The following is a 10,574-nucleotide window of genomic DNA, read 5'->3' on the forward strand; positions in this document are numbered from 1 at the left end:
GGCGGGGGCAGCCGCGGTGGGCCGGGCGGCAGCGGGCTCGCTGGCAGTGGGCTGGGCGGCCGCGGCCGCAGTGGGCTGGCTGACGTTGGGCTGCTTGGCGGTGGTGCTCATGCTGTCACGCTAGTGGGCGCCGGGAACGACATGCTTCCGGGGTATCCTCCGCCCTCGCGGAGGATAACCCCCATGACCGCGGTCATGGGCGTGCCAACCCTGCTGGGCGTCGCCCCCCTCAGCCCTGTCGGTAGTTCGGGGCCTCCATGATCGCGGCCATGTCGTGCGGATGGGATTCCTTGAGCCCGGCGGAGGTGATGCGCACGAACTCGCCCTTGTCCTTCAGCTCCGGCACGGTGTGCGCGCCCACGTAGAACATCGACTGGTGCAGGCCGCCCACGAGCTGGTGGACCACGGAGCCCAGGTGCCCCTTGTAGGAGACGCGGCCTTCGATGCCCTCGGGGACGATCTTGTCGTCGCTGGGGACGTCGGCCTGGAAGTAGCGATCCTTGGAGAAGGACTTCTTGCCGCGCGAGCTCATGGCGCCGAGCGAGCCCATGCCGCGGTAGGCCTTGTACTGCTTGCCGCCCACGAGCACCACCTCGCCCGGGGACTCCTCGGTGCCGGCCAGGAGGGAGCCGACCATGACGGTGTCGGCACCGGCCACGAGGGCCTTGGCGATGTCCCCGGAGTACTGCAGGCCGCCGTCGCCGATGAGCGGCACCCCGGCGGGTCCGCAGGCCTTGGCGGCCTCATGGATGGCGGTGATCTGGGGGACACCCACGCCGGCGACGACGCGGGTGGTGCAGATTGAGCCTGGGCCCACGCCCACCTTGACCGCATCGGCCCCGGCGTCCACGAGCGCCTGCGCACCCGCCCGGGTGGCGACGTTCCCGCCGATCACCTGCACGCCTGCGAAGGCCGGATCGGCCTTGAGGCGGGCGATCATCTCCAGGGCCAGGCGTGCATGCCCGTTGGCGGTGTCGACCACGAGCACGTCCACGCCGGCGTCGCGCAACTGCCCGGCGCGCTCAAGCGAGTCGCCGAAGAAGCCGACGCCCGCGCCGACCAGCAGGCGGCCCTGGGCGTCCTTAGAGGCGTCGGGGAACTGCTCGGACTTCACGAAGTCCTTGACGGTGATGAGCCCGGTGAGGGTGCTGTCCTCGTCCACGAGCGGCAGGCGCTCGCGCTTGTTGCGGCGCAGCAGCGCGGTCGCATCGGCGGCGGAGACATCGCTCGGGGCGGTGAACACCTCGGTGGTCATGACGTCGCTGACCTTGGTGGTGGCCCATTCGGCCACGGGGATGAAGCGCAGGTCACGGTTGGTGCAGATGCCCAGCAGCTTCCCGGCGCCGTCCACGACCGGCAGCCCGGAGACCCGGAACTGGCCGCAGATGGTGTCGAAGTCCTCGAGAGTGGCGTCCGGGCCGATGGTCACGGGGTTGGTGATGCGACCGGTCTGGGTGCGCTTGACGAGGTCCACCTGGTGGGCCTGGTCCTCGATCGAGAGGTTGCGGTGCAGGATGCCGATGCCGCCGTGGCGGGCCATCGCGATCGCCATGCGCGACTCGGTGACGGTGTCCATCGCGGCGCTCGCGAGCGGGATCTTGAGGGTGATCTCCTTGGTGAGGCGACTGGTGGTGTCCGCCTCGGAGGGGATGACGTCTGTCTCGCCGGGCAGCAGGAGGACGTCGTCGTAGGTCAGGCCGATGAAACCGAAGGGATCCGCGCTCGTCATGGATCGATGGTATCCGCGGGCCGATGGGGGTGGCCGCCCGGGCCCGCCCCCTGCTGTGAGCGCTCCGTCACGTCAGCTGGGCTGGGCGGCTGAGCGCCAGGCCGTCGAGGTGGCCAGGTGTGCGAGCGCCAAGCCGAGGGCCGCGGCGATCACGACCTGCACAGCCTCCTGCCACACCATCGCCGCGGAGACGATGTTGCCGCTGTTCATGAGCGTGAACCCGGTGTACAGGGCGTAGCCGGGGATCATGATCACCACGGCAGGCACGGAGATGGAGGTGCGCGGTACGTGCTGGGTGCGGGCGATGACGTAGGCGATCACGCCCACCAGCACGGTCGCAGCGAAAGTCGCCAATTGGACCGGAACATGCAGTTCGCCGAGCATGAAGCGCACTGAATTCGCGATCAGGGAGACGGTCGCGGCGGCGATGGCGATCCGCCAGGGGGAGTTGAACAGGATCGCGAAGCCCAGCACGCCGATGGCTGTGAGAGCGGCCCGCAGCGGCAGCTCCGCGGCGAAGGGCAGCCCCAGATGCTCCGCGGCGACCGGGGGGATGCCGACGGCGAGGCTCACCGTCCAGGCGGCCGCAGCGGCGCCCAGGATGATCAGTCCCGCGTAGGTCAACCGAGCCAGGCCCGCGGAGAAGTCCGATCTGACCAGGTCGAGCATCCCGGTGATGAGTGGGAAGCCGGGCACCAGGAACAGCACGGCGGCGAGGTATCCGCCCATGTGGTCGCCGGGCCCTCCGGCGACCCAGCCGGCCGCCGTGGGCAGCGCGACCGCCGCGAGGTACACCGAGGCGGCGACGACCGCGGCGATCAGAGTGACCAGCAGGTGATTCCAGGCGCGCAGCTGTACGGTGCGGCGCGCGGCCTGACCGATCCCCGCGGCGATACCCGCCGCGAGTGCTTCCAAGGGTGCGGCCTGGTTCAGCACCGCGAAGGCGGCGCAGGCGAAACCCCCTGCCAGGGCGTTGACGGTCCTCGAGTGCAGGGGACCGCGGGCACGGATCCGCGCCAGCTGTTCGAAGACGTCCGCGGCAGTGGTGCCCTGCTCCGGCAGCAGTTCGACGTACCGCTGGGTGCGGTACAGCCGGTCCACGTTCACGCCAACGTGCGGCGGCTGGGTGATGCGGGTGCGGTAGCGGCCGTTCAGCGTGGCAGTCGCGGTGATGTCGGTGTACGTGACGATCGAGGTGAAGGAGTCCAGGCCCAGGGCGCGGGCGGTGCGGGCCATGGCGGTGCGCACCCGGTAGGAGGCCATGCCGGAGGCCAGCAGCTCGGCACCCACCGCGGCGGCGGCCTCGGAGCGGATGGTCAGGGAGTCGGGGATGCCCAGCGGGCTGGTGGCGGTGGAGTGGGGGCCGATGGGCGGCGCGGGCAGACGCTCCTGCAGCTCATCGGGCGCGTCGTCGGGTCCGGGCGGGGGTGGGGTGGTGCTCATGGCGTCGGGTCGCCCTCCCGGGGCTGCTCGATCCCGCCGAGGACCCGGCGGATGCGGTCAAATTCGGTGCGGAACGCGGCATCGTCCTGGGCATATTCCTCGCGCCAGGGCATGCCGACGCGGGCGGCGAGCTCGCGGTTCCGGGCTTCCCCGCGGGTACGGCGGTGCTCGACGAGGATCTGCTCCCGTGGTGGCACGGGGGTGAAGCCTGCGGCGGCCTGCAGGGCGCGCAACCCGTCGAAGGATGCGGCGTCCCAGCCCACCTCGGGGATGGTCCAGTGCCGCTCGGGTCCGCGCAGGCCGATCAGGGCCATGCCGCCGCGCTCGGCCTCCCCCACCGCGTGGTCCACGTCGGCGAGCGTGGCCCGGTCGGTGATGCGCAGCCCCTTGCGCAGGCGCAGCGTGCCGGCGTCCGCGTCGAACAGCACGACGGTGCGGGTGAGCACGAGCGGCACGAGGGCCCACAGGGCGAACAGACCCCACAGCAGCAGCGCCCCGAGCACGAGCTGCACGGTCGCGAGCCCCAGGATCTGCTCGACCAGGCCGTCATGGCCGGCGCGCACCCGGCGGCGATGCCAGGCCTGCAGGGCGGTGGCCGCGAAGGGGCTGAGCAGGATCGCGAGCAGGGGCAGGCCCATCAGCACAAGCGGCCGGTAGCGCGCAGCGAGGGATGGTCCCACGAGCACCGCCCCACGACGGGTGCGGCGCGGGGCGGGCGCCGACGGGGCCGCGGCCGGGCTGGGACTGCTCACCCTGACAGGGTACGGGTGGAGGTGAAACGCCGCTCCTGACCTGTGACCGGGTCGGTGAAGGCGAGGCGGCGGGCCAGCAGCTGCAGCGGGCCGACGGGGTCGCGGCGCGGCTCAGGGTAGAGGTCCTCGCCGCGGATCGGGGCGCCGCGCGAGGACAGCTGGATGCGCAGCTGGTGGGTGCGACCGGTGTGCGGTTCGAGATCCAGGTGCAGCGTGCCCCGCGGGCCCGGGCCGCGGACACTCACAGCGGTGTGGGCGTTCGGCTCGCCGGGGACGACCTGCACGGTGAGGCTGTCTGCGGGCTTGATGAGGCGGTCGCGGAGCGCGATGCGAGTGCCGGGGTCACGCGGCAGCGACCCCTCGTCGTCCGTCGGCCGCCTCTCCCCCGGCTCGACCAGGGCCTCGTAGTGCTTGCGCACCGCTCCGCGGGCGAAGAGCTGCTGGTAGGCGGCACGTTCGGAGGGCACGATCCCGAAGGCGAGCACCCCGGCGGTGCGGCGGTCCAGGCGATGCAGCGGCACCAGGGTCGTGATGCCGGTCAGGCGGCGCAGACGGGCGAGGGCGCTGGCGCGAACATGGGCACCGCGCGGCATCGTCGCCACGTCATGCGGTTTGTCGATGACCAGCAGATGCTCATCGTGCAGCAGCACGGGCAGGTCGATGTCCGGGACGTCTTCATCGGCGAGCTCACGGTGGAACCACAGGCGGTCTCCGGGGTGCAGCATCTCCTCGGCGGCGATGGCGGTGCCGTCGGCGCGCACTACGTCTCCGCCCTCGAAGCGCTCGAGCAGCGGTGTCGCCGCAGGATCCCCGAGGGGTGGGAAGCGCTTCAGCAGAAGGTCGTGGGCGGGGCCGCTCGGGGTGCTGGGCGGGATGGTCCAGCAGATCGCGTCCAGGCCCTCGCGCTGCGGCAGCGGGGAGGCGGGTCGGCGTCCCCTCACCCGGTCACAGCCCCCACACGATGAAGGTCAGCAGATTGTGGCCCACGTAGAACGCCACCAGGGCGAGCAGCAGCAGCTGCGGGTGGCGGTCCACGAAGTTCATGGCCTGCGGCACCTGCTGGCGCAGCTCGGCGGGCGTGATGGCGTCGATGTGGTCGATGCGCACCTGCGCTTCTCTGGCGCGTTGCAGCACCATGTCCTGGGCGCGCGGGCCGAACAGGCGGCTGGGGACGGCGAGCATCCGGCGGTCCGCCGGGTCCATGACGTACACGCCGTCGTACAGGGTGTCGGGGGCGTCGAGCATCTCCCCGGCGCTGGTGCCGCGGGAGATGTCCCGCACCGCGATCACGCGGCCCACCTGCTGCCAGGTGGCGGTGCGGGGGGTGCGCAGGAGACTGCGCAGGGTGAAGCCCTCCTCGTCGACCTGCAACCAGGCGGTCAGCACGCGCAGCGTCACCGCGGTGGCCAGCACCGCCACGATCACCCACAGCACCAGGGGGAGGGTGAAGAGGGCGTCGCGGAAAAGGGCCTCGTCACGCCACAGTCGCTGGCCCACGAAGCTAATGATCACGAGGAACTCGAGGACCACCACGAACACGAGGGCGGTCACGAGCGTGCCGATCACGACGGAGGCCGGGGGCCCGAAGGTTCGGGTCGGGCGATCGTCGTGGACCCTGGGCTCGGCCGGGCCGGATGTGCTGGCCACCTACGCTCCTCGGGACTCGACATCTGAACACGGACATCCTAGTGGGAGCCCGATGCGCAACGGGCGAGCCAGGTGCTCCTGGCCCGCCCGTTGCTGCGATCTGACCGTGAGGTCAGTCCTCCTCGTCGTCCTTCTTCTCGATCACGAGGGTCTCGGTGGTCAGCACCAGACCGGCGATCGAGGCGGCGTTGCGCAGTGCGGAACGGGTCACCTTGACCGGGTCGATAATCCCGGCGGCGGCGAGGTCCACGTACTCGCCGGTGGCGGCGTTCAGGCCGGTGCCCACCGGGGACTCCTTGACCTTCTCCACCACGACGTAGCCCTCGTGGCCCGCGTTCTCGGCGATCCAGCGCAGCGGCTCGACGACCGCACGGGCCACGGCGCGCACGCCCACGGCCTCGTCGCCCTCAAGGCCGAGGTCGCTCTCGAGCACGGAGGAGGCCTGGACGATGGCGGAGCCGCCACCGGCCACGATGCCCTCGGCGATGGCAGCGCGGGTCGCGGAGACCGCGTCCTCGATGCGCATCTTCTTCTCCTTGAGCTCGACCTCCGTGTGCGCGCCCACCTTGATGACGGACACGCCGCCGGAGAGCTTCGCGAGACGCTCCTGGAGCTTCTCGCGGTCCCAGTCGGAGTCGGTGTTCTCGATCTCGCCGCGGATCTGGGCGACACGATCGGCCACGGCCTCATCGTCACCGGCCCCACCCACGATGGTGGTGGAGTCCTTGGTGATGACCACGCGACCGGCGTGACCGAGCACCTCGGTGCCGACGGTCTTGAGGTCCAGGCCGAGATCGGCCGTGACCACCTGGGCGCCGGTGAGCACCGCGATGTCCTGCAGCATGGCCTTGCGGCGGTCGCCGAAGGCCGGGGCCTTCACGGCCGCGCCCTTGAAGGCGCCGCGGACCTTGTTCACGACCAGCGTGGACAGAGCCTCGCCGTCGACGTCCTCGGCGATGATGAACAGCGGCTTGCCGCCCTCGACGACCTTCTCCAGCAGCGGGAGAATGTCCCCCACTGCGGAGATCTTCGACTGCACCAGCAGCACCTGCGCGTCCTCCAGGACGGTCTCCTGGCGGTCGGCGTCGGTGATGAAGTGCGGGGAGATGTAGCCCTTGTCGAACTGCATGCCCTCGGTGAAGTCGAGCTCCATCGCGGTGGTGGAGGACTCCTCCACCGTGATGACGCCGTCCTTGCCGACCTTGTCGAAGGCCTCGGCGAGCAGCTCGCCGATCTCGCGGTCCTGGCTGGAGACGGCCGCGACGTTCGCGATCTGCTCCTTGGTGTCCACGTCGGTGGCGATCTCGCCGAGCTTCTCGGAGAGGGCCTCGACGGCCTTCTCGATGCCGCGCTTGAGGGCCGCAGGAGCGGCGCCGGAGGCGACGTTGCGCAGGCCCTCGTGGACGAGCGCCTGGGCGAGGACGGTGGCGGTGGTGGTGCCATCGCCGGCCACGTCGTTGGTCTTGGTCGCGACCTCCTTGGTGAGCTGCGCACCGAGGTTCTCGTAGGGATCCTCGAGCTCGACCTCACGGGCGATGGTCACGCCGTCGTTGGTGATGGTGGGGGCGCCCCACTTCTTGTCGAGGACGACGTTGCGGCCCTTGGGGCCCAGCGTCACCTTGACGGTGTTCGCGAGCTTGTCGACGCCGCGCTCCAGTGCGCGCCGCGCCTCCTCGTCGTAGATGATCTCCTTGGCCATGGGGTCTCCGCTCAGTGCTCGACGATTGCGAGGATGTCACGGGAGCCGAGGACCAGGTACTCCTCGTTGCCGTACTTCAGCTCGGTGCCGCCGTACTTGGAGAAGACGACCTTGTCGCCGACCTTGACGTCCATGGGGATGCGCTCGCCCTTGTCGTCGAAACGACCGGCGCCGACCGCGACGACCTCGCCCTCCTGGGGCTTCTCCTTCGCGGTGTCCGGGATGACCAGGCCGGAAGCGGTGGTCTGCTCCGCCTCGAGCGGCTTGATGACGACACGGTCCTCGAGGGGCTTGATGGAGACCGACATGCGGCTCACTCCTTCTTGAGATGACTCTGCTTGAGTTCGGGTGGCGGGATCGGGGTCCGATCGTCGTCGCGGGTCCGACCGGGAGGATCCCTGACGGCAGGCTCTGGCACTCTCGGCCGTCGACTGCCAACGCGCTCACTCTAGGCCCCGCGCTGGCACTCGTGCAAGGCGAGTGCTAAGCGCTCGGCGAACGGCTCGCGCCCCTCAGCGCCCGGCCGCCTGCAGGATCTGCGCCACCTGCTGTTCCTCGAAGCGGTAGACCGGTTCGAAGACATCGCGCTGGGCGTCACCCGCGTTCGGCAGCACGGAGCTCCAAATCCGCGGGGCGCCCGCCCCGAGCTCCACGATGCTCGCGCCGGACAGGGCCAGGGCCTGCTCGCTCTCCCCCGCTCCCAGCGGATCCACGACGTTCGTGATCCCCGGGGCGACATGCACCGGGATGCCCGCGACCTGTCCGTCCATCGCGTGGTGGTAGTGGCCGGACAGCACGATGCGTACATCGGAGCCCTCGAGCACCGCAGCGAGCTCATCCCGGCCATCCAGCTCGAGGCCGGCCAGCAGCGGTGTCGCGGCTGGAAGCGGCGGATGGTGGATCACCAGCACCGTCCCCGCGGCGGCGGGCTCGGCGAGAACGGCGCGCAGCCACTGCAGCTGCTCGGTCTCGAGATGGCCGTACCCGGCCCCCGGCACGCTCGAATCGAGCACCACCACGCGACCGCCGCCGGACAGCTGCACCACCCGGTCCTGGCTCTCGGCACGCTGCTCCCCCGGGGCGATCGTCTGGCCGTACACGGTGGAGACGTCATGGTTGCCCATGGCGACCACGAGCGGGGCCCCGAGCTGCTGGGCGAAGGGGTCCAGGAGCTCGTGCAGCAGCGCGTAGCTCTTGGCGCTGCCATCCTCGGAGGCATCGCCCGCGTGGACCACGAGGTCGATGTCCTGCAGGGGCGCAAGATGCGCGAGCAGTCCGCGCAGCGCCGCGGCAGTGTCGATGCGGTCGTAGTGACGGGCGTTCGGATCGCCGTACAGGTGGGTGTCGGTCAGGTGGAGGATGCGCATGATCGCACCGTAGCGGTGGCGTGTGGCCGATAAGTGAACAGCCGCGTCGGCGCGGTGATTGATCCGTGTGCGCGGACGCTCCGGGCCCCTCAGCCCAGCGCCCCCACCCATTCCTCCTCGCCGTCCGTGAAGCGCTGATGCTTCCAGATCGGCAGGCGACGCTTGACCGTGTCCACAAGGTCATCGCAGGCGGCGAAGGCCTGTTTGCGGTGCGGAGCGGAGACCGCGCAGGCCAGGGCGGACTCCCCGATCGCGAGCGGCCCCACCCGGTGGGTGAGCGCCACGAGCACGTCGGGGTAGCGCTCGGCGATCTCTGCGGCGACCTCGCGGGCGACCGCCGAGGCGCTCGGATGGGAGCTGTATTCGAGGCGTTCGACGTCCTTGCCGCCGTCGTGGTCGCGCACCACCCCGTCGAAGGTGACGACCGCGCCGCAGCGCGGATCGGCGACGGCCGCGGCCATCACGGCGATGCTCACCGGCTCCTCGGTCACCGCGGCGTGCCGCACCCGCTGGTCGGCAGTCCCCATCGCGGGATCGCCCGGCACCCGCAGCTGCGCGATGTCTCCGCCGAAGGGCGTGGGCCCGGTGGTCATTCGTGTCCCCCGCCGTCGCGCTGCTCGAGCAGGTGGTCCAGGATCGGATCGAGCACCGTGATGCCGTCCTTCACCCCGCCGCGAGAACCCGGCAGGTTCACCACGAAGCTGCGGCCCGCCATCCCGGCGAGGCCGCGGCTGAGCACAGCGGCCGGAGACTTCTCAGAGCCGATGCGCCGCACCGCCTCCAGCACGCCGGGCATCTCGCGCTCGATCAGCGGGGCGGTCTGCTCGGGGGTGACGTCGGTGGGGCTGATGCCGGTGCCGCCCGAGGAGATCACCACATCGATCTCGCGGCTGATCGCCGTGGCGAGCGCGGCACCGACCTCGGGGCCATCGGGCACAACCTGGTGCTCGACGGGGTCCAGGCCGCGCTCGGTCAGCCACTGCACGAGCAGCGGGCCGGTGCGGTCCTCATAGGTGCCGTCGGCGGCGCGGGTCGAGGCGATCAGCACCAGGGCGCTGCCGCGCAGGGTCGGGGCGGGGGCTCCTTCCTCGCGGGCGGTGCAGTCGGCGTCGCTGCGCTGGGCGGGCATGTGTTTCATCGGTCCTCCTCCGAGGAGTTCGTCCGGGCGGCCTCGCGCTGCTCGCGCGTCCAGTCCCCGCTCTTGCCGCCGGATTTCGCCATGACGGCGATGTCCTCGATGCGGGCCAGCGGGTCCACGGCCTTGATCATGTCGAACAGGGTCAGCGCGGTGACGCTCACCGCGGTCAGAGCCTCCATCTCCACGCCGGTGACGCCGCGGGTGCGCACGCGCGCGATGATCTCCACGCGGTGCCCGGCGGGGTGCAGGTCCACCTCGATGCCGCCGAGTGGCAGCGGATGGCACAGGGGGATGAGGTCGCTCGTGCGCTTGGCACCCATGATCCCGGCCAGGCGGGCGGTGGCGAGCGCCTCCCCCTTGGGCAGGTCACCGGTCGCGATGCGGTCCACCACATCGGCGCGGGTGCGCAGGATTCCGCGGGCGCGGGCCTCGCGGGAGGTGACGTTCTTGGCGGTCACATCGACCATATGGGCGGAGCCGTCGGGGCGCACATGGCTGAGCTCGGTGCCGTGCTCTGAGTGGGGGTGTGAGGGCGAGGGGTTCGGCTGGTCCATCAGCGTTCTCCTTCCGGCAGCAGGATCGTCTCCACCAGGTCTTCGTGGTGCAGGGCGTCCACCCCGACGGGGACCCGGACCAGGGCGGTGGCACCGGCCAGGGCTCCCAGCAGATGCGAGGAGGGCCCGCCGGCCAGGCGCACGTGACCGCTGGGCAGTACGCGAGCGCGGCGATACTGCTCAAGATGGGCGGGTGAGGGCTCGGGGCGCGCGGGGTCATCGAGCTGCAGGGGCAGGCGGAGGCG

The 10,574-nt window shown here is 71.0% G+C and carries 11 protein-coding genes and 1 pseudogene; all 12 read right to left on the reverse strand.

Annotated elements, in window-relative coordinates; genetic code table 11:
- Positions 1-229: 229 nt before the first annotated feature.
- A complete protein-coding gene (gene guaB / locus MU407_RS12760; RefSeq protein ID WP_246958053.1) occupies positions 230-1,729 on the reverse strand; it encodes an IMP dehydrogenase in 1,500 nt (499 codons plus the stop codon).
- Positions 1,730-1,801: 72 nt separating this feature from the next.
- Positions 1,802-3,172: a threonine/serine exporter family protein gene (locus tag MU407_RS12765; protein WP_246958055.1), complete on the reverse strand. Its 1,371-nt coding sequence runs from the start codon at positions 3,170-3,172 to the stop codon at positions 1,802-1,804.
- Positions 3,169-3,924, reverse strand: a complete 756-nt coding sequence (locus tag MU407_RS12770) for a hypothetical protein (protein ID WP_246958056.1) — start codon at positions 3,922-3,924, stop codon at positions 3,169-3,171. Before MU407_RS12770 ends, MU407_RS12765 begins: the two co-directional genes overlap by 4 nt.
- A complete protein-coding gene (locus tag MU407_RS12775) occupies positions 3,921-4,865 on the reverse strand; it encodes a pseudouridine synthase (protein WP_246958057.1) in 945 nt (314 codons plus the stop codon). The genes MU407_RS12770 and MU407_RS12775 overlap by 4 nt, the downstream gene beginning before the upstream one ends.
- 4 nt (positions 4,866-4,869) lie before the next feature.
- The gene (locus MU407_RS12780; RefSeq protein ID WP_246958061.1) at positions 4,870-5,571 is read right to left on the reverse strand and encodes a hypothetical protein; all 702 of its coding nucleotides are present in this window, start codon (positions 5,569-5,571) and stop codon (positions 4,870-4,872) included.
- Between the two features lie 112 nt (positions 5,572-5,683).
- Positions 5,684-7,270: a chaperonin GroEL gene (gene groL / locus MU407_RS12785; RefSeq protein WP_102236107.1), complete on the reverse strand. Its 1,587-nt coding sequence runs from the start codon at positions 7,268-7,270 to the stop codon at positions 5,684-5,686.
- An 11-nt stretch (positions 7,271-7,281) separates the two neighbouring features.
- Positions 7,282-7,578, reverse strand: a complete 297-nt coding sequence (gene groES, locus MU407_RS12790) for a co-chaperone GroES (RefSeq protein ID WP_102236108.1) — start codon at positions 7,576-7,578, stop codon at positions 7,282-7,284.
- A 204-nt stretch (positions 7,579-7,782) separates the two neighbouring features.
- Complete coding sequence (locus MU407_RS12795) at positions 7,783-8,637, reverse strand: metallophosphoesterase (protein WP_102236109.1); 855 nt, start codon at positions 8,635-8,637, stop codon at positions 7,783-7,785.
- An 89-nt stretch (positions 8,638-8,726) separates the two neighbouring features.
- Positions 8,727-9,164: a molybdenum cofactor biosynthesis protein MoaE gene (locus MU407_RS12800; protein ID WP_102236227.1), complete on the reverse strand. Its 438-nt coding sequence runs from the start codon at positions 9,162-9,164 to the stop codon at positions 8,727-8,729.
- Between the two features lie 62 nt (positions 9,165-9,226).
- Positions 9,227-9,775 (reverse strand): molybdenum cofactor synthesis domain-containing protein, encoded by a 549-nt coding sequence (locus tag MU407_RS12805; protein WP_102236110.1) that lies wholly within the window; start codon positions 9,773-9,775, stop codon positions 9,227-9,229.
- Positions 9,772-10,329, reverse strand: coding sequence for a cyclic pyranopterin monophosphate synthase MoaC (gene moaC, locus MU407_RS12810; RefSeq protein WP_102236111.1), 558 nt, complete (start codon positions 10,327-10,329; stop codon positions 9,772-9,774). Before moaC ends, MU407_RS12805 begins: the two co-directional genes overlap by 4 nt.
- Positions 10,329-10,574 (reverse strand): annotated as a pseudogene (locus tag MU407_RS12815) (molybdopterin molybdenumtransferase MoeA); the annotation flags it as partial. The pseudogene MU407_RS12815 and the gene moaC, both read right to left, overlap by 1 nt.

The organism is Brachybacterium sp. Marseille-Q7125 (assembly GCF_023062615.1).
GTDB lineage: Bacteria > Actinomycetota > Actinomycetes > Actinomycetales > Dermabacteraceae > Brachybacterium.